Origin of the sequence: Neolewinella litorea, from assembly GCF_004803465.1 — a bacterium.
GTDB classification, from domain to species: Bacteria; Bacteroidota; Bacteroidia; order Chitinophagales; family Saprospiraceae; genus Neolewinella; species Neolewinella litorea.
This window is the reverse complement of sequence record NZ_SRSF01000001.1, coordinates 212743-239217: the sequence shown is the minus strand read 5'-3', so window position 1 is coordinate 239217 and position 26475 is coordinate 212743. Positions and strand designations below refer to the sequence as shown.

Here is a 26475-nt window from a genome sequence, read left to right as displayed (position 1 = left end):
AGTTTAGGTACGAATACTGATCGCCGGGTGTTCGGCGGTTCCTGCAAGGGGTATTACCTTAGCCAGTGCGCCCCGGTGACGCGCTCTCACCGATACTTGCACAATATACCCTGCGATCATTGCCTATGAAAAACCTGCTTTTATTGATCCCCCTGGCCCTGGCCCTCTGCACCTGCGCCAGCCGCAATACAACCGATGACAACGACGGCTGGATCAGCCTGTTCGACGGGACGACCACCGACGGCTGGCGCGGCTACAACGCCGAGGAAATGCCCCCCGGCTGGGTGGTCCGCGACGGCGTGCTGCAATTCGATACCGAAGTGGAACTGGAGCAGGACTACACCGGGGGACGCGACATCATATACGGTGAACGGGAGTTCGACAACTTCGAGCTCGAACTCGAGTGGAAAATCCCCCCGGGCGGCAACAGCGGTATTTTCTACCACGTGAAGGAAGGCTACGACAGCCCCTCCCTGATCGCACCCGAATACCAGCTCATCGACGACAAGGGCTACGCCGATATCCACGATCTGACGGGCTACAACAGCCAGTTCGGAGCCGAACACCCCGAGCAACTGCAAGACTGGCAGCGTACCGGGGCCGACTACGCCATGTATACCCCCGACACCACCAAGAAGAAACTGAACCCCGCCGGCGAGTGGAACTCCAGCCGAATCGTCTTCACCCCGGAACGGGCCGAGTACTGGCTTAACGGAGAAATGCTCCTCAGCTTTGAGCCGTGGTCCGACGACTGGCAGGCCAAGCGCGATTCCGGCAAGTGGAAGAACGCCCCGGATTACGGCAAATTCCGCACTGGCTACATTGCCCTGCAGGATCATGGCAGTCCGCTCTGGTTCCGCAACATCCGCATTCGGGAACTGTAGTCCCGCCTTTCATCCATTCCAAATTCAGACATTCCCGATCATGAAAAGAAGAACATTTATCCAGAGCAGTACGGCACTCGCGGCCACCCTGATGCTGCCCGGTTGCGCCACCTCCCGCGGCGGCAGCAAGGACCGGCTCCGCACCGCCCACATCGGCCTGGGATACCAGGGTACGGAGGACATGCGGGCCATTGCCTCCCACCCCGCCGTGGACGTAGTGGCCCTTTGCGACGTAGATTCCAAACTGCTCACCGCCGCCCACGCCAAGCATCCGCAGGCCAAAACCTTCGTCGACTACCGGACCATGCTCCGGGAGATGGGCGATGAGATCGACGCGGTGATCGTAGCCACCCCCGACCACACCCATGCCCCGGCTTCCCTCATGGCCATGGAGATGGATAAGCCCGTTTACTGCCAGAAACCCCTGGCGCACCATGTATCGGAAGCCCGCGAGATGGCCCGCGTGGCGCGGGAAAAGAAACTGGTAACCCAGATGGGTATCCAGGTGCATTCCTTCTACGACTACCGCCTGGCTACGCAATTGATCCAGTCGGGCATCGTGGGCAAGGTCCACACCGTGCGCGCCTGGTCGCCCAAGAACTGGGGCTACAACGGACCTGCCCCGACCACCAGCGATCCAATCCCCGCCGGTCTGGACTGGAACCTTTGGCTGGGTACCGCGCCGGAGCGCAAATACGTGGAAGGGCGCTACCACCCCAGCAACTGGCGGCAGATCGTTGATTACGGCTGCGGCACCCTCGGCGATATGGGCGTACACATCTTCGACACGCCCTACAATGCCCTGCAACTCGACGTTCCCCGGACGGTGATGAACGAATGCCGCCCCCCGACCGGTTACGGCTTCCCGGAAAACAACCTGGTGACCTATGAATTCCCCTCCACGCCCTTTACCGCGGACAGCCTCAAGTGGGTCTGGTACGACGGCCCCGGCGCGCCGGCCGAGCACCCTGAACTGGCGCTGCCGAACGGTGAGGAATTGCCCGACCAGGGCGCGGTATTCGTGGGTGAAAAGGGTCGCCTGTTGCTGCCCCACTTCATGCAGGAGCCCCGTATGATCGTCGACGGCGCGTACCAGGATATTACCAGTGAAATAGCAGCCGCCGCCCAAGCCCTCCAACTCGGAACCCCCATACGCAACTACGAGACGGAAAGCCCCAAGCATTACCACCAGTTCGTAGATGCCTGTTTGGGAAAGGGCACATGCAGCGCCCCCTTCAGCTATTCCGCCCGCCTGACGGAGGTCATCCTGCTCGGTACGGTAGCCGGACGCTTCCCTGGACAAACCCTGCACTGGAATGCCGGCTCCGGCCGTTTCGACGAGGAGGAAGCCAATACGTATCTGGAAGGCAATTATCGCAAGGTCTAGTACCAGCTATCGTGGTCAGCGAACGGCTAAATGAGTAATCACCGAAATCTTATAGCCTTCCGCTTTTCGCGACACAATCATGAACCGGTAGCCGGGGGTGGTCAATATGCCAAGGCATCTCGGCTGCTCACGGCTACCGGTTTTTTTATGCAAAATTTCAATTTGTGAAATTACTGGCTGAGTAATATGTGTCCTTTGCTTTAGGGTTTTCCTGTTGCCGCGCGCCGGATCGATCGGCAAAAGGGCTTACCATGGTAGTTTATGGGCCATTGAGGTTATGGCGGGTTGCCGTGGGATGTCGGTTTTTTACAATCATCGCCGGACTGCTTATCCGATCTTAGGTACCTCACTCATCAAACTGCCTGTACCATGACCCACGTATCGGAAATTGCGCCGGATGTGTACCGGATCTCCGTCTATGTGCCCGAGATGGATCTCCAGTTCAACCACTTCCTGCTCAAGGACGACGAACCCATGCTCTATCACACGGGCATGCGGAAGATGTTTCCGCTGGTGTACGAAGCCGTCAGGAAGCTCATCGACCCCGCTACCCTGCGGTGGATCGGCTTCAGTCATTTCGAGGTTGATGAATGCGGAGCCCTCAACGACTGGCTGAAAGTGGCCCCGCACGCTACCCCGGTGTGCAGTGAAGTGGGCGCCCTGGTCAACCTGGGGGATTTCTCCGACCGCCCCGCGCTGGCCCTCAAGGACGGTGCGACCTTCACCACCGGACAAAACCGCTACCGCTTCATACGCACCCCGCACCTGCCCCACGGGTGGGACGCCGGCGTGCTTTTCGAGGAGACCCAGGGAACCTTGTTGTGTTCAGACATACTTCACCAGAACGGCGCCGTTAAGCCACTGACCGATTCTGATGTCCTTTCCCTTCACCATAAATCGATCCTTGATTTCGAGCAGGGGCCGCTGATGGGCTACTGTCCCTACACCGCACGGACGAAGGCCATCATCCAGGAGCTGGCGGATCTCAATCCCAACACGCTGGCGATCATGCACGGTTCGTCGTATAACGGTGATTGCCGACAGACCTTATTGGACCTGGATAGCGTGCTGCGTTCGGTGTGGGAATCCACCCCTTCGTCCGTAACGGCGCCGTCGAATTGAGGTAAAATGGATCGAAGAAGTAACCGTATCTTCCTCGTACCCAATGCCTCATGATCTCCGTATCCGAATACCCGCCCAGCCCCGCGCTCGCGCCTTTCGTGGCCTGCTATACTTTCGGGGTGTTCAACACCGTCGCCGCCGAGGAGGCGGTAATTGAGATCGTGCCCAACGGGTGCCCCGAGGTAATCATTCATCTTGAAGATCGGTTTTGCAAACTCCCCTTCGGAATGGGGGTCGAGCGAACACCGGATTTCATGCTAATCGGCCTCTTCAGCTCCAGGTTCCGCGTGCAGTTCAACGAACCCGTGCCGGTCTTTTCGATTCGTCTCCACCCGGAAGCGCTGTTTACTCTTTTCCAGCTACCGGGAGAGAAATTGATCGATGGCTACGAGAACAGCGACCTGATATTCGGAGCCGGCTTCCGAGAACTCTGCGAACGAATCCGAGAGGAAAAATGCCCAACGGCGATGGTCGCCCTGGCGGAAGCCTATCTCGCAAAGTGCCTGCATCACCCAGCTGCTCCAACCAGTTACGTAGCCCGCTCGGCCGCTCTTATGCGGCACGGTCCGCAACACAGCATCAAGGAAATATCAGAACAGGTCTGCATCAGTCAGCGGCAGCTGCAACGCAGGTTTCGCCGGGAGATCGGTATTTCACCGAAGCAATACCTGAAGCTCGTGCGTATCAACCGGGTAATTCGCACCCTGGAAAACAACCCGCATCTGGACCTGACCAGCGTGGCATACCACTGCGGGTACTACGACCAGGCACACTTCATCAAAGATTTCAAGCGCATCACCGGTCAGCTGCCGGGCGACTTCCGAAAAGGTGAGCGCGGGCCGGTCCTGCGGGGGGCGTAACCCACCATCGCCCGACAATGGTTCGCGTTGGCCAATTCACAGACTTTCATTGTTCGGGAATTTGGCCTCCGCGTAATTCCGGGATCTGACGGGGGTATGTCTCGTCCGTAATGAACTGGTCCGACCGGTAAACCGTTGGACCAATTTCACGCGGACAACGCTGCCGCCCCCCCTTACGCCATGGAGTGCAGGCCCAGGTGGTTCCCTTCGGAATCACGGAAAAGGGCAAAATGGCCGCTCTCGGGGCTGATCTCCGTTTTCTGCAGCAGTACCTTCCCGCCAGCGGCCTCTACCCGGTCCAGGACGGTGGTGAGGTCCGAACCGCCGTTCAGGTAGATCTTCGGTCCACGGTCGGAGGGGGTATAACCCTCTCCCGCGCAGATGGCACCGCCGATGCCGCCGCCTTGCCGATCGTGCGGCAGGATTCCCATACGTACGGGACCCATTTCCATTTCCGGCATGTCGTAGGCGAAAATCTCGCTGTAGAATTTCTTTGCGCGGGCAAAATCACTGACTGGAATCTCAAACCAGTTCACAGCGTGCAGCAGCATATCCATAGTAAGGTCGTTTTTAGGTATACAAGGTGAGATAGTGTACAAGGCACCTTATGGGATAATATAGTCCCCAGAAAGAGGCGACACAAGTTGGCCAAGGTGAACCACCCTGGTAACTACCCATCAACCTACCTCGGCAGCCTCGAGTCATTGGTCGAAGGAATTATGGCACTTCTGGCTGCGCCAATATGGACAGCGGAACACCCCCTTGCGGCACCTGCGCGCCGCCGCCCGGGGCAAAACATTCCCTTAAAAAATCCAGGGACTTTGCCAAATGAAAAAGCCGTACCTTTGCGCGCTCAAACCGGCACCTCCCCTTAAAGCCACGTCTTATGCAGTCTATTCGCAACATCGCCATCATCGCCCACGTCGACCACGGGAAAACCACCCTGGTTGATAAAATGCTTCTCGCCGGCCAGCTCTTTGGCGACCACGAGAACCCCGGCGACCTGATCATGGACAGCAACGACCAGGAACGGGAGCGCGGGATCACGATCCTGGCCAAGAACGTCTCGATCCAGTATAAGGGTACCAAGATCAACATCATCGACACCCCCGGTCACGCGGATTTCGGTGGCGAAGTAGAGCGGGTGCTCAACATGGCCGACGGCGTACTCCTGCTCGTGGATGCTTTTGAAGGACCCATGCCGCAGACGCGCTTTGTGATGGACAAGGCGCTTAAGCTGGGCCTGAACCCCCTGGTGGTAATCAACAAGGTAGACAAGCCCAACTGTACGCCCGAGGAGGTGCACGAGATGGTATTCGACCTCATGTTCAGCCTCGACGCAACGGAGGAGCAGCTTGACTTCCCGACCATTTACGGCTCGGCGAAGAACGGCTGGATGAGCACCGACTGGCGCAATGAAACGGACAACATCCTGCCCCTGCTAGATGCTATCCTGGAGTTCGTGCCCGAGACCCAGATCAAGGAAGGCAATACGCAGATGCTGGTTACCAGCATCGAATTCAGCAAGTACATCGGCCGTATGGCCATCGGCAAACTGAGCCGCGGCACCCTGAAGGCCAACCAGCCCCTGACACTGATCAGCCGGGAGGGCGTGGAAACCAAGGCACGGGCGCGTAGCCTGTTTGTATATGAAGGTTTCGGCCGCGTAGAAGTGGAGGAAGTCCAGGCCGGCGACATCTGCGCCGTATTCGGCGTGGAGGGATTCGAGATCGGGGACACCATCGCCGACGCCGAAAATCCCGAGGCCCTGCCCACCATCGCCATCGACGAGCCGACGCTGAGCATGGTATTCACCATTAATGACAGTCCCTTTTTCGGTAAGGAGGGCAAGTACGTCACCAGCCGCCACATCAAGGACCGCCTGACGGCCGAGCTCGAACGGAACCTGGCCCTGCGGGTTGAGGAGACCGACAGCGCCGACAAGTTCCGCGTGTTCGGACGGGGTGTTATGCACCTTTCCGTTCTAATTGAGACCATGCGCCGCGAAGGCTATGAAATGCAAATCGGTCAGCCCCAGGTAATCGTTAAGGAAATTGACGGCGTCAAGCAGGAGCCGGTGGAGGAACTAACCATTGACCTGCCGGACGAAATGTCGGGCACGGCCATCAATATGGTCACCCAGCGCAAAGGCACCATGCTGAGCATGACGCCGAAGGGAGAACGCGTGGTGCTGGAATTTGAAATTCCCAGCCGCGGAATCATCGGTCTGCGCTCCAACATGCTGACCGCCACCCAGGGTGAGGCCATTATGACACACCGCTTCAAGGAATTTCAGCCCCACAAAGGTGAGATTCCCGGTCGCCTTAACGGTTCGCTGATCTCCATGGAGAACGGCAAGGCCATCCCCTACTCGATCAACAACCTGCAGGACCGCGGCCGCTTCTTCATCGACGCGAACGAGGAGATTTACGAAGGCCAGGTAATCGGCGAGAACAGCCGAGCCGCCGACCTCGTGATCAACGTCACCAAGACCAAGAAACTGACCAACATGCGCTCGTCCGGCAACGACGACAAGGCACGTCTGGTACCACCCCGGAAGTTCTCACTGGAAGAGGCACTGGAATACATTCAGGCCGACGAATACGTGGAAGTGACTCCGGAAAGCCTGCGCCTGCGCAAGACCCTGCTACGGGAAGCCGAGCGTAAGCGTGGGGAGAAGATCTTGTTTTAGTCTTTTAGTGCTTTAGTACGTTAGTGCTTTAGTAGGTTAGGGCTTTAGTACGTTAGGGCTTTAGTCTTGGTGTTGTCCCTTCTATCGGAGCAATACTCGGTACGCCGGGCGACGGTAGTCGTTCACTTGGGGTGCGTTTAGCAGCTTGGGGGGTACCTTGGCGGTGCTGCCATGACCTTCTTCCTTCGCTATGTTCTGCCGTTGTTAGCTCTCGTTCCCGGCAGGGTGACGGGGCAGGATAATCATTGTCAGGGTCCGACGTACATCCAGATGTATCGGGACGAGGGCGGTCGTGACGTGCGGCTAACCTGCGTGGCCGACTACGGTAATCAGGGTGACCTGCTCGTGGGCGGTATGGCGGGGGGTGATATCATCCTCTCGCGGCTCAGTGCGGAAGGGGATATCTACTGGCAACGCAGTTTTGCGACCGGTAGCGAGAGCACCGAACTTACCCTGCTGAATGGCCTGGTGGTGGACCCCGAGGGGATGATCGCGGGGGTGGCCAGCCACTTTGCGGGCGACCGGCAGCACGCCCTTCTGTTCCGTTACAACCCCGTAACCGACCGACTCCTCTACTTCAGCAAAGCGCCTTTCGAGAGCGACCCCACTGGAATCCGTGTGGGCGAAGAAGGGGAATATATTGTTTCCGGGTCTGCCATCGGAGCGCCCTCCCCTATCTTTCGTCGGGCTTACTTTCAGCGGTTTCGGCGCAGCGACGGGACGCCATTGGGCCAGGGACAATTGTTCGACCTCGCCGGAGAAGAGACCATCTTTGACCTGGCACCCCGCCCCGCGGGAGGCTACTACGCGGCGGGGTCCGTATCGGTACGGGGCAGCGCGGGATCGGCCCGCAGCAACCTGCTCCAGCTGGACGGCGAAGGACGGCAACTTCGCAACCGCATCGGTCCCGTAGACGACGACCGCAACGCGCGGCTGTTTGCCTTCGATGTAGAGGCCGACGGGCAATCGGTCTACGTGCTGCAGTGGGGCGATCTGGACCGCATCACCGGCGCTCCCGGCACCAACCCCATCATCACCGCCTTCGACCCAGCGGGCAAGGTGCGCTGGACGCGCCGCTACGATCTGCTGGAAAGCAGCGGCGAGGTAGGCATCGAAATGGCCCGCCACGACGGCGGCCTGCTCCTGTACGGTTACACGATGGTCGGCAAGCGCGAGATCTTCCTGGCCCAGCTGGAATTAACCGGCGACATCCGCTGGGTGCGCACCTATTCGTTCCCCGGCAATGCCCAGGTATACCAGCGGGCCAACCAACAACTGCTGGTGCGTCCGGACCGTATCGTAGTGACCGCTACGTATAGCTTCCGTGGTGACCGCCCCCACGAAGGATTACTGCTGCAGCTGGACGCGGAAGGAAGACCACTGGCCGACTGCCTGGATACCGCTGATCCCGCTACTACGGTAAGTAACCTGTCCGCTACCTGGTACGACCGCACCCTAATCGACACCGTATCGGTCGCCGAATGGATACCTACCCCCGCCGCCCGACCCAATAGGCCACTGCTGTCCTACGACGATTGCGACCGCCCGTGTGCCGACTGTACCGAGCGCAGTTTCTCTACGGTGGCCTTGTGTCCGGGCGACTCGGTCAGGATAGCCGGAGCCTGGAGGAGTAGTCCTGGACTGTACACCGATCCACTCAAAACTGGATCAGGACAGTGCGATTCTCTCGTTACCACGGAACTTGTCGTAATTGAACCACCCACGGCTACCTATACCCAGCTACCCGGCTGCGGATTGGCCGGGGGCACGGTAGTTGTAAGCCCGGCGGGCGGACTTCCCCCCTACCAGTACCAATGGTCGGACGGCGACCGCAAGGGACCGCGCGCTACCCTTGATCCGGGAACCTACAGCGTGACGGTGACGGATACTACGGGGTGCCGCCCGTTTGTACTTCCCGTTACGGTGGAAGCGGCGGTGGATTCGGATCTTACCCTTGTCGCTTTTCCACCCACTTGCGCCGGCATGACGGATGGGTCGATTCAACTTTTGCCCACAGGAACGGGCAGCCTGAAGTTGCTCACGGATACCTTTTTCCGTTCCGATGCCTTGACCGGTCTGAGCAGCGGCCCTAAATCCTTCATCGTGCGGTTGGAGGGCGGATGTGAGGTTTACCGCGAGGCCGTGGTGCCGCAGGCAAAGCCCTTTTCGGTGACGCTTGTGGGTCCAGATCGTAGCCGACTGGGGGATGGTGCTACCTTCACGGCGGAGTTAATGGGTGGGACCTCCCCCATTAGCTTCCAGTGGTCGGCGGATTCTACATTCACCTGCCGGGAATGTCCTGAACTGAACGTCACGAGTCGCAGCACCCGGTACATCGAGGTAAGCGCCACGGATGGTAACGGATGTACGGCCGCCGACAGCCTTTTTCACCTGGTCGAACGGGGTGCCCCCCGGGTCTATTTGCCTACCGCCTTCAGTCCGAACGGCGACGGCCACAATGACCGCTGGGAACCGGGCCTGGGCCCGGATATTTCGGAAATTCTGGATTGGCGGGTCTTTCACCGCTGGGGAACCTTGGTTTGGACTTATACCCCAGCATCGGGCGATTTCTGGGGCGGCGGAGTCGCGGGTACCGCGGGCGGTCATAGTGCCGCGGGGGTTGGCACCTACGTTTACGCCATGACGGTACGCCTGATCGACGGTACGACGGCCGAGCTGCTGGGGGAGGTTACGGTAGTCCGCTGACCGCTCGTTATCTTTGCGGGCCAATTACCTTCTATGCAATCTGATTCCCGCAACGCCCAGCTGCCCGCCCTGTTGTTTTTGATCTTCCTGGCTGCCGCCAGCCGTCTGCTGCCGCACTGGCCAAACTTCGGGCCGGTCGGTGCCATGGCCCTCTTCGGCGCGGCGATGTTCGACCGCAAATGGATGGCGTTCATGGTGCCCTTCGCTGCCCTGTACCTGAGCGACCTGGCCCTCAACAACCTGTGGTACGCCGAGTACTACGAGGGGTTCTTTTGGGGATTCAATGCCTGGGTCTATGCCGGTTTCGGTATCACCGTGCTGATGGGGCTCGGCCTGCTGCGCGCACGGCAGTTCAGCTGGTTGCGGCTCGGGGGTGTCACCCTCGGCACTACCGCCATTTTCTTCCTGTTGACCAACCTTGGAGTATGGCTGGGCTCGCCCCTGTATCCGCAGACGGTCACCGGGCTGGTGGCTGCCTATACGGCCGGTCTCCCGTTCCTGCTTAATAGCCTCGCCGGTGACCTGCTCTTCGCCGCCCTCCTGTTCGGTGGCGCGCAGTACCTCGCTCCCCGACCGAAAACCGAAAAAGTCCGTCAGCGCGTTTAATTTCGCCCATGCAGATTCGACTGCTCCCCCACTTTCTATTGCTTTTTTTGGTATTGCCCTGCACCTGCGTCCGCGCCCAGATCGTAAACATCGAGGACCAGCGCAAGGGCTTCGACAGCGTGGGCTGGTACGGGCAGGTCGACCTCGGTGGTAGCCTCACCCGCAACATCAACCAGGTCATCACCCTGAACGGGGCGGTCCGCGTGGACCGCAAGGGGCGCCGCCAATCGCTGCTCGGACTGGCCGATTACCGCCTGGTGCAAGTCAGTGGCAACAACGCACTGAACGCGGGTTTCGGTCACCTGCGCTATGCTTATTACCTGAGCGACCGGTGGCGCTGGGAATCCTTTGGGCAGGTTCAATACAACGAACAGATCCGGCTGCAACTGCGCACGCTCGTAGGGACCGGTCCACGACTCAAACTGCTGGCCGTCAAGAATAACCGCGTCTACGTCGGCACGCTCTACATGTACGAATACGACGAGGTAGCCGACGGCGAGATCATCTACAAGTCGCACCGCCTGAGCTCCTACCTCAGTTTCAACTTCTACGCGTGGGAGCATTTATCGATCTCCAATACGACCTACTACCAGCCCATTCTGCCCGATTTCCGGCAGCCGCGGCTATCGAGCATCACTTCCATCTCTTTGAAGCTTACCGACCGGCTATCCTTCAATACCAAATACAGCATTACCCACGATGCCCTACTGAACCGCGGACTGCCCGACGTCCCGGAAACCACGTACGAATGGATCAACGGGCTCAGATACAGCTTTTAGTCCCCACCCTCCGGGACGGGCCAACCCGGGCCCTATCCTGCGAATGAATACCTTTCCCCAATGAAACAACTTTCGGCGCTTCTTCTTTTAAGCCTTGCCTGCGCAAACTGTACCGACGAAAACCCAGCCATGTCAGATGCTAATTACCCCGCCATCCCCGTCACTTATCCCGATACCCGGACCGAGGAAACCACGGACGAGTACTTCGGCACCCCGGTAGCGGACGAGTACCGGTGGCTGGAGGACGACAACAGCGAGGAAACCAAGGCCTGGGTGGCGGCGGAGAACCGGGCCACTTTCGGTTATCTGGAGCAGATCCCCTTCCGCAAGGACATCGAGGAGCGGCTTACCGACCTGGTCAATTACCCCCGCCTTTCTTCCCCCTTCAAGGTGGGCGACTATTACTTCTACAGCCGCAACAACGGCCTGCAGAACCAGGCAGTGATCTACTACAAAAAGGGTATGGAAGGAGAAGAGAAGGTCTTCATCGACCCCAACGCCCTGAACGAAGAAGGCACCACCAGCATCAATCTGCTCGGCGCCGACAAGCAAAATCGCTACATGGCCTACAGCCGCAGTGAGGCCGGCAGCGACTGGAGCAAGATATACGTACGTGACATCGCTACCAACCAGGACCTGGACGACCAGCTGGAGTGGATCAAGTTCAGCGGAGCGGGTTGGTACGGCGACGGCTTCTTCTACAGCCGCTACCCTGCCCCGGCGGAGGGCGACGAACTGAAGGGCAACAACCTGAACCACTCCGTCTATTACCACAAACTGGGCGAACCGCAGTCTGCCGACCGACTGGTGTACGCCGACGCCGATCACCCGACTTACTACCATTACGGTGGTACCACCGAAGATGAGGATTACTTCATCCTGTACGCCGCCCCGGGCACCGACGGCTTTGCCACCTATTACCTGCCGCTTCCGGGCAATGGGCGCCTGCCTACCCCCCTGGAACCGGTAGCTCTTTTTCCCGACACCAAGCACAAGAGTTCGATCGTCCACGTCGAGGGGCGCGACTTCTGGGTGCATACCGACATCGGCGCGCCCAATTACCGGCTGGTCAAGATCAACGTTGACGACCCCAAGAAAAGCAGCTGGACGGAAATCATTCCGGAGGCCGAAAGCCTGCTGCAGGGCGTAAATACCGGTGGCGGCTTCCTCTTCGCCAACTACCTGGAAAAAGCTACCGACCGCTACTACCGGATGAACTACGACGGCGAGAACAAGACCACCATCGATCTGCCGGGAGTAGGCTCCGCGGGCGGCTTCAGTGGTAAAGAAGAGGACGACCGGCTGTTTTACGTCTACACCAGTTTTATCTACCCGCCCACGATTTTCGAATACGACATCAAGGCCAACGAGAGCAAGCCCTTCTTTCAGCCCGAATTGAAGTTCAATCCCGAAGACTACGAGGAAAAGCAGGTGACCTACACCAGCAAGGATGGTACGGAAGTGACCATGTTCCTGGTACACAAGAAAGGGCTGAAACTCGACGGCAACAATCCGGCCTACCTGTACGGCTACGGCGGATTCAACATCAGCCTTTCGCCCAGTTTCAGTGTGATGCGCCTACCCTTGCTCGAGAACGGTGGCGTATTCGCCATGGCCAACCTGCGCGGGGGCGGTGAATACGGCGAGGAGTGGCACCAGGCCGGCATGCTCAAGAACAAGCAGAACGTGTTCGACGATTTCATCGCCGCCGGTGAGTACCTGATCCGAGAGGGCTACACCAATAAGGATAAACTGGCCATCGCCGGGGGATCGAACGGCGGACTGCTGGTCGGCGCGGCCATGACGCAGCGCCCGGACCTCTTCGCCGTAGCCTTTCCTGCGGTCGGGGTGATGGACATGCTACGCTACCACAAATTCACCGTCGGCAAAGGCTGGATTCCAGAGTATGGCAGCAGCGAAGACTCGACCATGTTTCCGATCCTGAAGTCGTACAGTCCCCTCCACAACCTTAAGCCGGACACCGACTACCCGGCTACCATGGTTACCACCGCCGACCACGACGACCGGGTGGTGCCGGCCCACAGCTTCAAATTTGCCGCCAAATTGCAGGCCACCCACGCGGGTGAAAAGCCCGTACTCATCCGCATCGAAACGAACGCCGGCCACGGCGCCGGTAAACCGATCTCCAAGATCATCGAGGAGCAGGCGGATATGTGGAGCTTCTTCTTCTACAATACGGATACTCTGGTGGGGTACGGTGTCAAGGGGTGAATTGGTGAAGGTGCCTGCAGACATTTTGCCCCGCTTCGCTCGACACCTTGATTGGTTTGGCGGCATGATCCACTGAACGGCCTGATGGTTTCGCCACTAATCTTGGCGAATGGGCAGGACTTCTTGCCGCCTGACTACTCCACTACCGTGCCGCCGCAGCTGCTGCCGGCACCTGCGGTACAGCCGTAGCAGTGTTGATTGAGGACGATGTTGCGATTGTGGAGTTCTTCCGGGTTGAAGTCGCGCAGGTGTTGGCCTTTGGCGGCGACCTTCAGATCCAGCATCTGGTTGAAGTCGCAATCGTAGAGGTAGCCGTCCCAGCTCACTGAGATGGTGTTGCGGCACATCAGTCCGGCCACCGTAGCGGGGTTGTATGCATCAACCAGTTTCTGCATGTATTCGGCGTAGTTGCCGCTCTCGAGGAGGTAGTCGAGGAAGCGGCTGACGGGCAGGTTGGTGATTGCGTAGAGCTCATTGAATACGATACCGAACTTGCGGTGCAGCTGCCGCTTGAATTCCGCTTCCAGGGTTTCCTGCTTGCCGGGAAGGTAGGCACCGGAAGGGTTGAACACCAGGTCGAGTTTGAGGCCGGTCTCCGGATTGCCGTAGCCCACGGCGTTTAGCAGTTGGAGGGCCTTGATGGAGTCTTCGAATACCCCGTCGCCGCGCTGACCGTCGGTACGGCTCTTGCTGAAGTACGGCAGGCTGGAGACCACCTGCACGCGGTGGCGGGCCAGGAATTCCGGCAGGTCGCGGTACTTCGGGTTGGCCATGATGATGGTCAGGTTGCAGCGGTCGATGACCTGTTTGCCCAGGCGCGTGCATTCCTCTACGAACCAGCGAAAGTGCGGATTCATCTCCGGGGCGCCACCGGTAATGTCGACCACCCGGATGGTGGGCGTGGCTTCAATTACGCGCAGGCACAGCTCCAGATCCTCACGCTTCATGTTTTCCTCCTTGCGGTCGGGGCCGGCGTCGACGTGGCAGTGGGCGCAGGTCTGGTTGCAGAGTTTGCCGATGTTAAGCTGAAAAACCTCGATACCGGTGGCCCGGAAGGGTTGATGACCTTGCGCGGCGAGCCGGTCCGCGAAACGCGGCAGCTTGGCGTCGGCGACGTCCTTACCGTTGAGTACCGTGAGCTGGACGTAGCCTTTGCTCAGATCGGATCCCTTGCGCTTCAGGCTGGTGGTTTTTTGCTTGACTCCCATAAAGGTTCTTGTATTTCTTGTCCCGGGGTTGGGGTTGGCCGCCCATAAGCGGCGTGAATAATGCCGCGATTACATGGTCACTTTTTCCACCTGGCGTTGCATTTGCCGGGCGTAGATAAGCGTGGTGCCGGCCTTGACCGCGGCGGCTACGTGGACGGCCTCCATCATCTGCTCCTCATCGGCACCGGCCTGTAGACTGTTGGTGGTATAGGCCTCGATGCAGTAGGAACACTGGATGGCGTGGCTTACGGCCAGGGCGATGAGTGCCTTTTCTCGCTCCGTAAGTGCGGAATCCCCTTCGGTGACGCCACTGTACCAGTCGAAGAATTTGCCGCCCATCTCTTCCTGCCATTCGGTGATCTTTCCGAAAGTGCGTAAATCTTTGGGATCACTGTAGGGATTCATGGTCGTTTGCTTTTGGTGCTTTGGAGTAAAGGTTAGGGCTGGCGCCACCTCTTGGGCTGTTCCAGCGGGTGCCGCGTCTGGCGCGAAGGGGCCGGGGGTGTAGGGTACCCCTTCCCGGGCGGCTTCTGCGGGCGGCATGATTTCCGTATTGTCCCAGATTCCGGTGGTGAGCGTCGTAGCGTAACTCAGGGGAAGCCGGGTGCGATGCTGCAGCATCTTTGCCCTGGCGGCTGCGTAGTCGTAATCCAGCGCCTGGAAGGCGTAGGTTAACTTTCCGTTCGCGTCGATAAGGGTCAGGAACCAGGTACGCGGCGTACCGTCGTTGGCGGGCATTCCCGCCGCCCCACTGTTGAGCCACAGCCGGCCATCGCCGGCATCGGCGAAGGGCAGACCGCTGTGCCCGGAAAGAATGACGTCTGCACGAGTTACGTCGAAGTTGTGTTTTTTGGTTTCCCAGGGAGTGGACTTCCAGACAAATTCAGACTCGTGATCGGCCGATCCGTGCAGGACGCGGACCCGCTTTCCGGCGTAGGTGAACTCAATTTCCCGGGGGAGGCGCTGCATGTAAGCCATCCCCCGCTCGCCCACTTCTTGCCGGGCGTAGGCATACCAGAGCCGGGCGAATACATCGCACCGGCTGCCGTCGCTGAAGTTGCAGCCGCAATCGTCTATTCCTTCGCGCAAGTTGATCTCCACGTTGCCGGCGATGGAGTGCACGCCCCAGTCTTCCAGAAAGTTCAGGCAGGCTTCCGGATCGGCGCAGTAGCCGGGTGTGTCCCCGGTACAAATGACGTTGTCCGGGGAAATCTGCAATGCCTCGGCACGCTGCTTAAGTGCTGTAAGTGCCTCCAGATTGGAGTACACCCCGCCAAAAACGAGCAGGGGACCGGCACGGTGGCCGAGTTGCAAAGGGGGTTGAACGGACATGCTGCATAGATACGCGAGGGCAGCTGCCTTGGTTTCATATCGGGCGGACTGTTTGCCGGGTTAATTATGGTAGTCGGCAAAACCACGGACATTCATCTTCCGCGCCGAGAGGGTGCGACGAAGCGGTGTCAGGAAATTGTATCTTCGCCCTTCTTGTTTTTTCGCCTAACGCCTAACACCTAACCACTTTGATAGCTGCTCATTCGCTACTACCGCCCTTTTTGATTTCCGATTGGTTGGAGGCCCTACCTTTCCCCGCTCTGGTTATCGGCAGCGATCACCGCGTACTGTTCGCCAACGGCCCGATGAACAGTTTATTCGACGAACTGGGGCCCCGCAACGAATACTTCGATCCTCAATACTTCCTGGACCGCGCCGACGAACGGCAGCCTACCCAGAAAGTCAACAACTACCTGCAGGGTGGCGAATACGTAGCCAAGAACATCCAGATCGGATACCCACCCCGAAATTTTTTCCTGCGCGCCACCCGCGTTATCAGCGAGGGCGAAAAGGAATACTTCTGCTGCGTACTGACGCCCCAGAAGTTTCTCGACGACGTCGATTATTCGGAACTGCTGGATACGGTCACCTCGCTGGTCATGCAGCTCGACATCAACGGGTCAATTAGCTACCTCAACGAGCGCGTCTTTGAAAAACTGGGCTACGACCTCAGTCAACCGGAGTTGGCCGTCCGGCACATTCGCGACATCGACCGGAACTACGACGAAGCGGCGTGGTCCGAACGCCGGCAGGAATTACGCGAAGGCCGCGGCATCAACTACTTCACCCAGTTCGTTCGCCGCGATGGAAGCCTAATGCCCGTGGAGGTGAGCGTCATTCCGGACCGTTTTTCGATCAGCGGACGCTTCACCCTAACCGCCCAGGACATTACCGAGCAGAAAGCGGTGGAAGACCGGCTGCGCGAGGCACTCCTGCAGGTCAAGGAACTTAGCCGGGAATACCAGCGCGAGAATCGCCAGCTTAAACAGACCATTCGTCAGCAGGGCCACGCCAAGGAGATCGTGTCCGTTGATCCCAGCTACCAGAAGGTGCTGCGGAAAATCGAGCAGGTGGCCTCTACCCAAACCACGGTGCTGATCACCGGAGAAACCGGGACCGGCAAAGAACTGGTGGCCGGCCGCATACATGCCCTCAGCTACCGGGCCGATAAGCCACTCATAACCGTTGACTGCAGTGCGCTGCCGCCCGAGCTGATCGAAAGTGAACTCTTTGGCTACCGCAAGGGTGCCTTCACCGGCGCCAACGATCACAAGATCGGCCGCTTCCAGGCCGCCGATGGCGGCACCATTTTTCTGGATGAGATCGGAGAGATGCCACTGGGTTTGCAGACCCGTCTGCTGCGCGTTCTGCAGGAAAGGACCTTTACCCCCCTGGGAGGTACCCGCCCCATTCAGGTCGACGTACGCGTGATCGCGGCAACCAACCGCGACTTGCGCGCCGAAATTGAGAAAGGCACCTTCCGCCAGGACCTCTTTTTCCGCCTCAGTGTCTTCCCTATCCACAACCCGCCGCTGCGGGAGCGTCCCGCCGACATCGGCCCCTTACTCTGGCACTTTATCCAGAAATTCAACGCCAGGCTTAACCGCCGGGTCACCAAGGTGGAACCAGCGGTCATGGACCTGCTGAACGGCTACCGTTTTCCGGGCAACATCCGGGAATTGGAAAACCTCACGGAACGCGCCCTCATCGTCTCCAGCGGCGACACGCTGCGCGTTGCCGACATCCGCCTCGATGTAGGCGCCGGGGAGGCGACGGCAACGAGCCACCACCCCGCCCTGTCCCTTCCCAAGGCGGATGACCTGCTTACCCTTGAGGAACACCAACGGCAATATATTTCATACGTGCTCGAGCTGACCGGCGGAAAGGTAAGCGGTAAAGGCGGCGCGGCCTCCATCCTCGGCATGAACGCCCAAACACTTTTCGGTCGCATGCGAAAACTCGGTTTGCGGTAAGGAATTAGGCTATCCGGGTGCCATTCTTGATAATTCGATCGGGCCGCAGGAGGGTAACCGACCTATCCTCCTCTACCCCACCCAGGACCAGGCACTCGCTGATAAAATTGGCGATCTGCTTGGGTGGGAAGTTCACCACGGCCACAACCTGCCGGCCTATCAACAGGGATGGCGTATAGTGGTCGGTGATCTGGGCGGAGGTCTTACGTGTACCCAGTTCCCCGAAATCTATCCACAATTTGATGGCGGGTTGCCGCGCCTCGGGGAAGGGCTCCGCCGCGGTTACGGTTCCCACCCGCATATCTACACGGGTAAATTCACTCCACTTCAGGTCATTTTCCATAAGGCATTGCGAATGATGCGGCCGGCGAGGGGCAGCAGGTACAGCAGGAAACAAACCACCAAGCTAACGACTGTCACCGAAAGCAGGTCCGCGTAAGGCCCATTCCCGTAAGTCCAACCGCCGGGCCAGAGTCCAAGTACGTAAACGGTGCCGAAAACCAGGCCGGCTCCCACACTGGTGAAGAAGCTGACGCGCGAGGCCGGCAACCACCACAGACAAAAGACCGGGGCCAGGCCCACTACCATCGCGCCGGAAACGGTGGTGGCCGATAGGATGGCCGGATCCAGGAACACTGGAATGGTACCGACGACCGTTATCCCGGCCATCGCCCATCGACCGGCCCCTACCGAATTACCATTTTCCGGTCTTCCCGGCACCAGGTCAACCACGGCCAGCTTGGAAAAACTGGAGAAAGTACTGTCCAGCGTGCTCGCCGCGGAGGTGATCATGATAAAATTCATTACCAACAGGAGCGGCCCGCCCAGCAACCGCGCCACTTCCACGGGTGCCTGCCCCTCCACCCCCACGAGCTTACCATAGACACCTACGACGCTGAACAGCAGGATGCAAACGGCACCGAGCGGCGCAGCCCATAAATAAGCCTTTAAAGAGGTGCGCGGGGAAGAAAGAAACCCGCGGTCGGTCAGTACCGGATCGTGAAACGGGTAGCTGAAACTCTGCAGTACTGCTACCAATAGGAGATTTATCCCTCCGCTGAACCCCAAGGCAGATCCATTCGGTACGGGGGGTGGTCCCGCCGTGGACAGGAGCCCCAGGTCATAGTCCAGTCGTGGCAAAATAGCTCCCAGCACCACCGTCAGCAGCACGCCGAAAAGCGCCATTTGAATCACGTCGGTAAGGATAGAGGAAGACATGCCCCCCTTCAAACTGTAGGCCAGGGTGAGGGCGGTAAAAACCATCACCGCCCAATAGTAGCTGGCCGAACCCGCTTCCCCGAAGTAGGTGCCAATGACCATGGTGTTGGACCAGACTTCATTGAACAAGCGGAATCCGATCAAAAGCGTGAAGAGCAACACCGCCCCCCGCCCGAACCGGGTGCGGAGGAAGTGGTGAATGCTATGAAACCCGCCGCGTGTGCGGAGGTAGTAGATCACCACCCCGGCTACGGCAAAACTCAGGTAATAGGCAGCGTAAGCCATGCCGCCTATCAGTCCGAAGGACAATCCAAGGTTAGCCGCGTTGGTGATGGATTTGGCGAATAGCCAGGAAATAACCAAACTGCTGGTCAGAGCCAGCACCCCGGGCGACCGTTCCCGCTGCGTACCACGAAAGAATTCGGCCGGGGACCGGGCCAGGGGGGACACCGCGAAGAGCAACAAACTGGAACCGATCACCAGTGCCCACTGCAGAAATAGGTAGGTGTTGTCGCCCTCCATCAATTCACGTCCCACCACACCGGTACGTTGATTGAATTGCCGTCCGTGGCGGCTGCTGCACGCTGGTAGTTTTCAAGATTCAGTGCCTGCTCATCCGCCGGGTAGGGAAAACGGACGGGGTACAGACCGCTGTTGAGGCTGGCGGAAACCGGCAATAGTTCCGGATAACCCGTTCTCCGCCATTCGATCCAGCCTTCGTACCCGTTGCCTATGCCGGCAATCCACTTTTGGGTGATAATCCGGTCCAAGCCTTTATCCGGTGCCCAAGCGCCGGGCCCATCTTGCAGGTATTGTTCCGGAAGTGGGGTTTGCCAGTACTCGAAAGCCTGACGTACCCCGGCCTCATAGAGCACTTGCGGATCGGCATCAATGAATCCCCGCAGGGCGGCTTCCGCGAGCAGGAAGTGGGTTTCCCAGGAAGTCAGGTAATTGAAATTCAGGTCCGCAGTGTTCTCGCGCCAGATTCGTCCGGGTCGGGCATAGTCATCGGGGACGATTGAGGTGGCCGCATCAATTCCGTTGATGATGCCGGCAAATTGTCCGGTATTTGAGGCCGGCCGATACAGTACGTCTACGCGCGGATCGTCCAGTCGTTCAAATATTCTCTCCGCCGTCAGTGACATAAGGAATACGTTGAAGATGCCCACCCGAGCCGTGGCGAAGGCGAAACTGTTCGGGGGTCCGGCGGTAAAATCAAAGGTTGCATCCTGTTCGGGCGTGGACAAGTAGCGGTCGTCCGCGAATATCCCGGCAATCTCCTGCGCCACGTCTACCCTTCCGGAAATGCGCACGAGCACCTTGAGGCGCAAACTGTTTGCAAAGCGGGCCCATGCATCCAAATCACCCCCATAAATCAGGTCGCCACCCAGGGGAAGGGCACCCTGGTATGCGTCCATGACGTCGATGGCCTGTCGCAGGTTATCCAGTATGCCCCCGGCCCCGAGGTAGATGTCTTCCTGCCGATCGTATGCGGGCCGGACAATGCCGTCGGTTCGTCCCCGCACGGCTTCGAAATAAGGAACATCTCCGAATATGTCGGTCAGGCTCATAGCGAGGTAGGCCTTCATTACCAGGGCGGGGCCTTCATAAACCGCAGCGGCAGGGTTCTGACGGCTTTGTTGCAGGACGGTCTCGTTGTCCCGCAACGCGGTGTATAACACATTCCAGGGGTTCCCGCCTTCCTGCGGACTGCTCAGTGCGTGACGGTCCAACAGGTTGAAATCGATCATCGCGAAATGCTGGCTCAGCAAGTTGCCGGCCACGAAGCCTTCGTAGCTCATGGCGTTCCCGTAGCCGTAGAGCACCTGCCGGAACAGCAGTTCGTTCTGCACGGTGGACGGTGCGTTGGCGTTGGTGTTGACCTCCGAGAAATCCTCGGTACAGGAAGTCAGCGTGGCCAGCGTTAATCCGCAAAGGAGTAGATACTTCATGGGGTTACTTTTTGGGATGGGATCAGAATTCCAGTCCGAGGGAAAATCCGAAACTCCGCGCGCTGGGGTACGTCATGTTCTCTACCCCAAAGACGATGTTCTGTCCTTGCACGGCAAACTGCTCGGGATCGAAGTGGGGAATGGCGGACCAGGCGTAGAGGTTGCGGCCGATAAGACTTACCGACACGCCGGCAACGCCCGACAGGAAGGAACGGGTCAATTGCTCCGGACCCAGCCGGTAGGTCAGGCGCATTTCTCTTAGTTTCAGGTAGCTGGCATCGTAAAGGTTGTTCTCCTCGTGGTTGCGGTCGTAATAGCTGCGGTAGTAACTCTCGGCCGAAATAGCGGTCGTGTTTTCCACGTACTCGGGTGTCTGGGCGGTACCCGTGTTAACCACGCCGGGTATGATAATTCCGGATTCCGGCCGGAAGGCCGTCTCCTCGAGCTGCCCCGCCACGCCGGCCAGACTCAGCGTGCGGCTGACCAACTGACCGCCCTGTCGCCAGTCCAGGAGGAAGTCAAGTTCGAAGTTGTGAAAGCGGAAGGAATTTGTCACTCCCAGGATGTAGTCTGGGTTCACGTTGCCCAGTTTTCGCAGCGTGTTATCGGCAATGAGCTGTCCTCCTTCGGTCAGGATAAATTCACCGTCGTCGGTTTTCCGGTAACCCGTTCCCCAGATATCACCAATCTCCCCACCCGGCTCGGCTATAAAAAAGACGGTCTGGTTTACCGAGTTGTAGATCCGACTGTAGGCCAGGGTAAACCGTTGGGTACCGGCCGGAAGCGCTGTAACGGTGGCTTTGTTGGTACTGAAATTGAAGCGGGTCGTCCATCGAAAATCGTCCGCAGATACCGGCACCAGGGAGAGGATGGCTTCTACGCCTCGCGCGCTCACGGTGCCTCCGTTAATGATCTGCTGGCTATAGCCGGACGATTGGGCGATCGGCAGACTCAGGATCTGGTTCTCCGTGCGCTGGGTGAAATAGGTGAAGTCCAGCCCCAGTCGGTAGTCAAGCAGACGAATATCGCCACCTACCTCGGTGGAGGTGGTTTGCTCGGGCAGGAGATTGGGTTGAGCCAATACCGACTGTTCCGTAAAAGTGGGCTGACCCCGGAATGGCGTTTGGGCTACGAAGGTGGAGCTGGTGCGATAGGGGTCGGTATCGTTGCCCACCTGGGCGGCGTTGGCGCGCAGCTGTAGGTAGCTGATAGCCTCCGGTAGCTCAAAGGCTTGACTGACCACGAAACTCATACTCGCTGAGGGATAGAAAAAGCGGGTATTCTCCGCGTTCGTTGGCGTGGCCAGGGCACTGGACCAATCGTTGCGTCCGGTGAGGTCCAGGTAGAGGTAATCCCGAAAGCCGAAGCGGGCCAGTGCGTAAAGACTGTTAATCCGTTTTTCAGCGCTGCGGTCGAGGATTACCACCGGGCTGGCCGCATTGCTGAGGCGGAATATGCCCGGTTGAGCCAGGGTCATGGCGTTACTTTGAGTGTTGGCGGCCGACTGGCTGAGGCGATTGCCTCCGACGAGCAGGTTCATGGACACGGCCCCCCCTAGTGCAGTGGAATATTCCAGCAGAAAATCGGTATTGACTTCCCGGAACAGGACGTCGTTTTCGGCGTAGCCGCCCTGGGGAAAGCGGTTTGTGCTAAAGTTGCGCCGGAACTGCCGCCGCTCATTGCTGTAGTCCATGCCCGAACGCACACTCAGGCTAAGGTTATCCAGGATGTCATACTTCACCGATAGAAACCCGAACAGGCGGTCGCGGTCAAAGCTGTTACGGTTTTCCAGCAGCGTGAAGTAGGGATTGTCAAAAAACGTGTAGTTGTAGCTATACTGCTGTACGCCCTCCAATCCGGGCTGCCAGTAATCCTTCAGCACTTCCAGGTCCGTCTGCCGTCCCAGCCAGGCGGTCAGGTCGTAATTGATGTTTTCGGACCCGTACCCACCGGCGGGCCGGTTGTCGGATCCGCTGTTGATGTAGTTCAGACTGGCATCCAGGTGAAGTCTCTCCGCAGGGCGGAAGCCCAGGCGGCCGGCCAGCGTTTTACGCTTCAGGTTGACGCCGGGGATATAACTCTCGCTACGCAGGTCGGTGGCCGAAAGGCGGAAGTCACCGCTCTCCCCACCCCCGCTGATCGCCAGGTTATTGATGGCCGTGCTCCCGGTACCGTAAAAGTCGCGAACGTTGTCCGGACGGCTCACGAAAGGCGTGGCCGGAATGGGCAAACCTCCGTGTACGGCTACGTCCCCCCCGCGCACCACCGTTCCGTCGGACAGAGTAACGGGACTGTCGAACTGTGGCACGTTCAATCCTGCATCCAGGCGCGGACCGTAACTGTAGGTGATATTGTCGGAAATCCCTGCGCCGAGACCGTCGACAAAGGCGAATTTTCCGCCCTGCCCCTGGCCAAACTCATTCTGGTAGCGGGGTAGCTGGAAAGGTCGGTCCAGGGTGACGGAACTATTGAAAGTTATGCCCAAGCCCGGTTGCTTCCCGCCACGCTTGGTGGTGATCACGATTACCCCGTTCGCGGCGCGTGCGCCGTACAAGGCCGCGGCGGAAGCGCCCTTCAGAACGCTCACCGAGGCTACGTCCGCCGGGTTGACATCCATGGCACCGTTGCCGAAGTCGATCTCCTGGAAGCCCGAGGCGGCCTCGTCGGTCTGGTTGATGATGGTATTGTTGTTGATGGGAATGCCGTCTACCACGAACAGTGGATTGTTGTTCGTGAAACTCGTTTCCCCCCGGATGACGACCTGACTGCTGGAACCCACGCCCGTAGCCCCCGCCGTGATGCGCAGACCGGCGACTTGTCCACTCAGGTTGTCCAGGAAGTTTACGGCCTGTACGTCGGTGAGCTCTTCCGTACTGATTTGCTGCACCGAGTACCCGAGCGTACTGTTCTGCCGACGCACCCCGAGGGCCGTGACGACTACTCCGGAAATATCTACACCAGCGTCCAGTTCAATGCGTAGGGGCAGGGGCGTGTCGGCGGCTACCGCTACCGACTGGGTGCGGAATCCGGTATAGGTGACCGTGAGGGTATCGGGCAAGCCCTCCACGGTAAGGGTAAAATTTCCCACGAGGTCGGTGACGGTACCGTTGTCGGGCCGGCCAGCCTCTACGATCGTAGCACCGATGAGTGGCTCACCGCCCCCGAATACCGTACCGGAAACGGATACCTGAGCGGATACGAATAAAGAAAGGAGCGAACCACCCAGGGTAGCCCACGCGCGATAGCGGAACATAATTGCAGCATTTGGCAAGGAAATGGAGAACCGATGTCAGGCGGCCCGGGGCGGGGCGCGGCCAGAAACTGATGCCTCGCTACCTACAATGGCCCGGAGTCCGGAGCCTTGCGGTCCCGACGTAGTATCCTGGCTGAGCAGTAGGTACACCTTCCGCATCACTCCGCGCAGCACGTGTCGGAAGCGGCGCAGGTCCTTTGGTGCATTTACGTCGACAAGGCGAGCCAGAATCATTCCCCCAGGGAGTGCCGACTTCAACTGATCGAAAACTTCCGGACCCTGCCAGGAGATTTCCCGAAACGCAGCCGGGTCGAATTGATCCCTGCCTAAACCGAGAAGCCAGATGCCGCCCCGGTGATCCGGACCGAGGACGGATCGACCCGCCTCCATGGCCTGTACGGCACTGTTTACATACTGGCACGACAGTAACGGACAATCGTTGCCCACCACGATCAGGCGCTCAAAGCCTCGTGCGTAGACGTCGCTCATCGCATTGACAAGACGATCGCCGAAGCGGAAGCCCCGCTGCTGGCGCTCATCGTGGTGAAATATCGGCAACCCGGCACGTCGCAGGGTAGCCAGGGTCCGGTCAAGCATTGCCTGTTGTATCTGTACACTTTCGGACCGACTGCCAAAGCGCTTGGTGTCCGACTCCGCCAGGGCGGACCGACTAAACAGCAGGATGGCAGTGGATGACGGCACGGCGCAGAGGTCAGGACGAGATCGGCAACTTACCGATGGTGCAATCTACGGCGAAAGTCCGCGTACCGGATTCAGGAAAGGGCTGCGTGCAAGGCCGCCGCCCATGTTTGGTAAGCGAGATCCAGCGCCGCGCGATCCTCAGGCTCCGGCTTAATGGTAGAGAGCACCTCCTGCCGGCCCACTGCTTCGTTCAAATCGGCCGACAGCCCCGCCGCTACACCCGCGGCCAGTGCCGCACCTACCGCACCGTTAGTGTTGTGCACCTCAATGGAGGCCCCCGTGAGGGTAGAGATCGTGGAGGCAAACAGGCGGCTCTGGAACATATTGTCGTTGCCCACCCGAATGGTGCTAAGCTCCACACCCAGTTCCTGCATGATCCGCATGCCGTAAACGAAGGAAAAAGCTACCCCCTCAATGCCCGCCCGCACCAGGTGAGCACGGGTATGGCGATTGAAATCCAGGCCCAGCATGCGGGCGCCGACCTCACGGTTCTGCAGCATTCGCTCCGGACCATTTCCGAAGGGCAAAAAATGAAGCCCGTCGCTGCCGATGGGCACTTCTCCCGCGGTACGCTCCATATTTTCATAGGTGGTCCCCGGCGAGCAGACCTGCTGGCGGATCCATCGGTGGGCGATCCCCGTACCGTTGATGCAGAGCAGGATACCGATCCTATCCTCACCGGCAGCGTGGTTCACATGCGCGAAACTGTTGACCCGCTGATCGGGGTCGTAGGAGAGCCGGTCGGTGACCCCGTACACCACCCCGCTGGTCCCGGCGGTGGCGGCCACCTCGCCGGGACGGATCACGTTGAGGCTCATGGCGTTATTGGGCTGATCGCCCGCCCGGTAACCGACTATGGTGCCGGCGGTGAGGCCAGTTTCCCGGGCGGCTTTTTCGGATACCGTTCCCTGTTTTCCTATGGCGGGTACGCGGGTGCAAAGTTTGTTGCCGTCGAGCCCCATTTCGTGGATCACGAGATCGGCCTGGGCATTTTCCTTAAAGTCCCACAGCACACCTTCACTGAGACCAGTCACGGTAGTGGTGGCTTCGCCAGTGAGGCGGAGAGCTATGTAATCGCCGGGGAGCATGGCGTGGGCGGTCCGGGCGTAGTTTTCGGGTTCGTGGTCGGCTACCCACTTCAGTTTTGCGGCGGTGAAGTTCCCGGGGCTGTTGAGGCAATGGCTCAGGCAGCGTTCCTCACCAATGCCGGCGAATGCCTTTTCGCCAGTGGCGACCGCGCGCCCGTCGCACCAGATTATGGAAGGTCTCACCACCTGCTGCTCCGCATCGACCAATACAAGACCGTGCATCTGGTAACCAATACCTACGGCTTTAACCTCGGAGCTCGGCACCTGCGTCCGCGCCAACAACTGTTTGGTGGTTTCGACGACGTATCGGTACCAGAGCTCCGGGTCCTGCTCCGCCCAACCGGATTGCGGGGCCTGCATGCTCATCTCTTCCTGGGGGGCCTGTACGCGGGCTAGCACCTTGCCGGTGGACGCTTCGACCAGAGCCGCTTTAACGGAAGAGGAGCCGATGTCGTAGCCGATCGTATACATAGTGGGCGGA

At 59.1% G+C, this 26475-nt stretch carries 19 protein-coding genes and 1 pseudogene; 10 read left to right on the top strand and 10 right to left on the bottom strand.

Annotated elements, in window-relative coordinates:
• The first annotated feature begins 125 nt into the window (after positions 1-125).
• From E4021_RS01020 to E4021_RS01005, 4 genes are all read left to right on the top strand, one after another.
• Entirely contained in the window at positions 126-884 is a 759-nt protein-coding gene (locus tag E4021_RS01020) for a 3-keto-disaccharide hydrolase (RefSeq protein WP_136456033.1), read from the top strand.
• Positions 885-924: 40 nt separating this feature from the next.
• The gene (locus E4021_RS01015; protein ID WP_136456032.1) at positions 925-2271 is read left to right on the top strand and encodes a Gfo/Idh/MocA family oxidoreductase; all 1347 of its coding nucleotides are present in this window, start codon (positions 925-927) and stop codon (positions 2269-2271) included.
• Positions 2272-2640: 369 nt separating this feature from the next.
• Positions 2641-3393 (top strand): oxygen-binding di-iron domain-containing protein, encoded by a 753-nt coding sequence (locus tag E4021_RS01010; RefSeq protein WP_136456031.1) that lies wholly within the window; start codon positions 2641-2643, stop codon positions 3391-3393.
• A 50-nt stretch (positions 3394-3443) separates the two neighbouring features.
• On the top strand, positions 3444-4253 hold the full coding sequence (locus tag E4021_RS01005) for a helix-turn-helix domain-containing protein (RefSeq protein WP_136456030.1): 810 nt from the start codon (positions 3444-3446) through the stop codon (positions 4251-4253).
• A gap of 173 nt (positions 4254-4426) precedes the next feature.
• Here E4021_RS01005 and E4021_RS01000 read toward each other — a convergent pair whose 3' ends face one another.
• On the bottom strand, positions 4427-4810 hold the full coding sequence (locus tag E4021_RS01000) for a VOC family protein (protein ID WP_246050190.1): 384 nt from the start codon (positions 4808-4810) through the stop codon (positions 4427-4429).
• A 329-nt stretch (positions 4811-5139) separates the two neighbouring features.
• On the opposite strand from E4021_RS01000, the gene typA reads away from it, so the two are divergent.
• The 5 genes from typA (at position 5140) to E4021_RS00975 (ending at position 13268) form a co-directional block, all read left to right on the top strand.
• Entirely contained in the window at positions 5140-6945 is a 1806-nt protein-coding gene (gene typA / locus E4021_RS00995; RefSeq protein WP_136456029.1) for a translational GTPase TypA, read from the top strand.
• A 171-nt stretch (positions 6946-7116) separates the two neighbouring features.
• The gene (locus E4021_RS00990) at positions 7117-9651 is read left to right on the top strand and encodes a T9SS type B sorting domain-containing protein (RefSeq protein ID WP_136456028.1); all 2535 of its coding nucleotides are present in this window, start codon (positions 7117-7119) and stop codon (positions 9649-9651) included.
• Between the two features lie 33 nt (positions 9652-9684).
• Positions 9685-10257 (top strand): DUF6580 family putative transport protein, encoded by a 573-nt coding sequence (locus E4021_RS00985; RefSeq protein ID WP_136456027.1) that lies wholly within the window; start codon positions 9685-9687, stop codon positions 10255-10257.
• Positions 10258-10265: 8 nt separating this feature from the next.
• A complete protein-coding gene (locus E4021_RS00980) occupies positions 10266-11036 on the top strand; it encodes a DUF481 domain-containing protein (protein WP_136456026.1) in 771 nt (256 codons plus the stop codon).
• Between the two features lie 60 nt (positions 11037-11096).
• On the top strand, positions 11097-13268 hold the full coding sequence (locus tag E4021_RS00975; protein ID WP_168797404.1) for a prolyl oligopeptidase family serine peptidase: 2172 nt from the start codon (positions 11097-11099) through the stop codon (positions 13266-13268).
• A 134-nt stretch (positions 13269-13402) separates the two neighbouring features.
• On the opposite strand, the gene arsS is transcribed toward E4021_RS00975, so the two are convergent.
• From arsS to E4021_RS18515, 3 genes and pseudogenes are all read right to left on the bottom strand, one after another.
• Positions 13403-14476, bottom strand: a complete 1074-nt coding sequence (gene arsS, locus E4021_RS00970) for an arsenosugar biosynthesis radical SAM (seleno)protein ArsS (protein ID WP_136456024.1) — start codon at positions 14474-14476, stop codon at positions 13403-13405.
• 69 nt (positions 14477-14545) lie between these two features.
• The gene (locus tag E4021_RS18520) at positions 14546-14881 is read right to left on the bottom strand and encodes an arsenosugar biosynthesis-associated peroxidase-like protein (RefSeq protein WP_136457211.1); all 336 of its coding nucleotides are present in this window, start codon (positions 14879-14881) and stop codon (positions 14546-14548) included.
• A 306-nt stretch (positions 14882-15187) separates the two neighbouring features.
• A pseudogene (locus E4021_RS18515) lies at positions 15188-15808 on the bottom strand (metallophosphoesterase family protein); the annotation flags it as partial.
• Between the two features lie 221 nt (positions 15809-16029).
• Here E4021_RS18515 and E4021_RS00955 point away from each other — a divergent pair.
• Positions 16030-17781 (top strand): sigma-54 interaction domain-containing protein, encoded by a 1752-nt coding sequence (locus E4021_RS00955; RefSeq protein WP_136456023.1) that lies wholly within the window; start codon positions 16030-16032, stop codon positions 17779-17781.
• A 4-nt stretch (positions 17782-17785) separates the two neighbouring features.
• Here E4021_RS00955 and E4021_RS00950 read toward each other — a convergent pair whose 3' ends face one another.
• From E4021_RS00950 to E4021_RS00925, 6 genes are all read right to left on the bottom strand, one after another.
• Positions 17786-18124, bottom strand: a complete 339-nt coding sequence (locus E4021_RS00950; protein WP_136456022.1) for a tRNA-binding protein — start codon at positions 18122-18124, stop codon at positions 17786-17788.
• Positions 18109-19521, bottom strand: coding sequence for an SLC5/6 family protein (locus E4021_RS00945; protein WP_136457209.1), 1413 nt, complete (start codon positions 19519-19521; stop codon positions 18109-18111). The genes E4021_RS00950 and E4021_RS00945 overlap by 16 nt, the downstream gene beginning before the upstream one ends.
• The gene (locus E4021_RS00940) at positions 19521-20951 is read right to left on the bottom strand and encodes a SusD/RagB family nutrient-binding outer membrane lipoprotein (protein ID WP_136456021.1); all 1431 of its coding nucleotides are present in this window, start codon (positions 20949-20951) and stop codon (positions 19521-19523) included. The genes E4021_RS00945 and E4021_RS00940 overlap by 1 nt, the downstream gene beginning before the upstream one ends.
• 22 nt (positions 20952-20973) lie before the next feature.
• The gene (locus E4021_RS00935) at positions 20974-24204 is read right to left on the bottom strand and encodes a SusC/RagA family TonB-linked outer membrane protein (RefSeq protein WP_136456020.1); all 3231 of its coding nucleotides are present in this window, start codon (positions 24202-24204) and stop codon (positions 20974-20976) included.
• Between the two features lie 36 nt (positions 24205-24240).
• Complete coding sequence (locus E4021_RS00930) at positions 24241-24906, bottom strand: TIGR04282 family arsenosugar biosynthesis glycosyltransferase (protein ID WP_136456019.1); 666 nt, start codon at positions 24904-24906, stop codon at positions 24241-24243.
• A gap of 71 nt (positions 24907-24977) precedes the next feature.
• On the bottom strand, positions 24978-26465 hold the full coding sequence (locus E4021_RS00925; RefSeq protein WP_136456018.1) for a xylulokinase: 1488 nt from the start codon (positions 26463-26465) through the stop codon (positions 24978-24980).
• Positions 26466-26475: the final 10 nt, after the last annotated feature.

Coding starts and splice junctions, on each gene's coding strand:
- E4021_RS00925 (WP_136456018.1), bottom strand. CDS start 26,465: ATGTATACGATCGGCTACGACATCGGCTCCTCTTCCGTTAAAGCGGCT.
- E4021_RS00975 (WP_168797404.1), top strand. CDS start 11,097: ATGAAACAACTTTCGGCGCTTCTTCTTTTAAGCCTTGCCTGCGCAAAC.
- E4021_RS01015 (WP_136456032.1), top strand. CDS start 925: ATGAAAAGAAGAACATTTATCCAGAGCAGTACGGCACTCGCGGCCACC.
- E4021_RS01010 (WP_136456031.1), top strand. CDS start 2,641: ATGACCCACGTATCGGAAATTGCGCCGGATGTGTACCGGATCTCCGTC.
- E4021_RS00945 (WP_136457209.1), bottom strand. CDS start 19,521: ATGGAGGGCGACAACACCTACCTATTTCTGCAGTGGGCACTGGTGATC.
- E4021_RS01020 (WP_136456033.1), top strand. CDS start 126: ATGAAAAACCTGCTTTTATTGATCCCCCTGGCCCTGGCCCTCTGCACC.
- E4021_RS00935 (WP_136456020.1), bottom strand. CDS start 24,204: ATGTTCCGCTATCGCGCGTGGGCTACCCTGGGTGGTTCGCTCCTTTCT.
- E4021_RS00980 (WP_136456026.1), top strand. CDS start 10,266: ATGCAGATTCGACTGCTCCCCCACTTTCTATTGCTTTTTTTGGTATTG.
- E4021_RS00990 (WP_136456028.1), top strand. CDS start 7,117: ATGACCTTCTTCCTTCGCTATGTTCTGCCGTTGTTAGCTCTCGTTCCC.
- E4021_RS01000 (WP_246050190.1), bottom strand. CDS start 4,810: ATGGATATGCTGCTGCACGCTGTGAACTGGTTTGAGATTCCAGTCAGT.
- E4021_RS01005 (WP_136456030.1), top strand. CDS start 3,444: ATGATCTCCGTATCCGAATACCCGCCCAGCCCCGCGCTCGCGCCTTTC.
- E4021_RS00950 (WP_136456022.1), bottom strand. CDS start 18,124: ATGGAAAATGACCTGAAGTGGAGTGAATTTACCCGTGTAGATATGCGG.
- E4021_RS00940 (WP_136456021.1), bottom strand. CDS start 20,951: ATGAAGTATCTACTCCTTTGCGGATTAACGCTGGCCACGCTGACTTCC.
- E4021_RS00985 (WP_136456027.1), top strand. CDS start 9,685: ATGCAATCTGATTCCCGCAACGCCCAGCTGCCCGCCCTGTTGTTTTTG.
- typA (WP_136456029.1), top strand. CDS start 5,140: ATGCAGTCTATTCGCAACATCGCCATCATCGCCCACGTCGACCACGGG.
- E4021_RS18520 (WP_136457211.1), bottom strand. CDS start 14,881: ATGAATCCCTACAGTGATCCCAAAGATTTACGCACTTTCGGAAAGATC.
- arsS (WP_136456024.1), bottom strand. CDS start 14,476: ATGGGAGTCAAGCAAAAAACCACCAGCCTGAAGCGCAAGGGATCCGAT.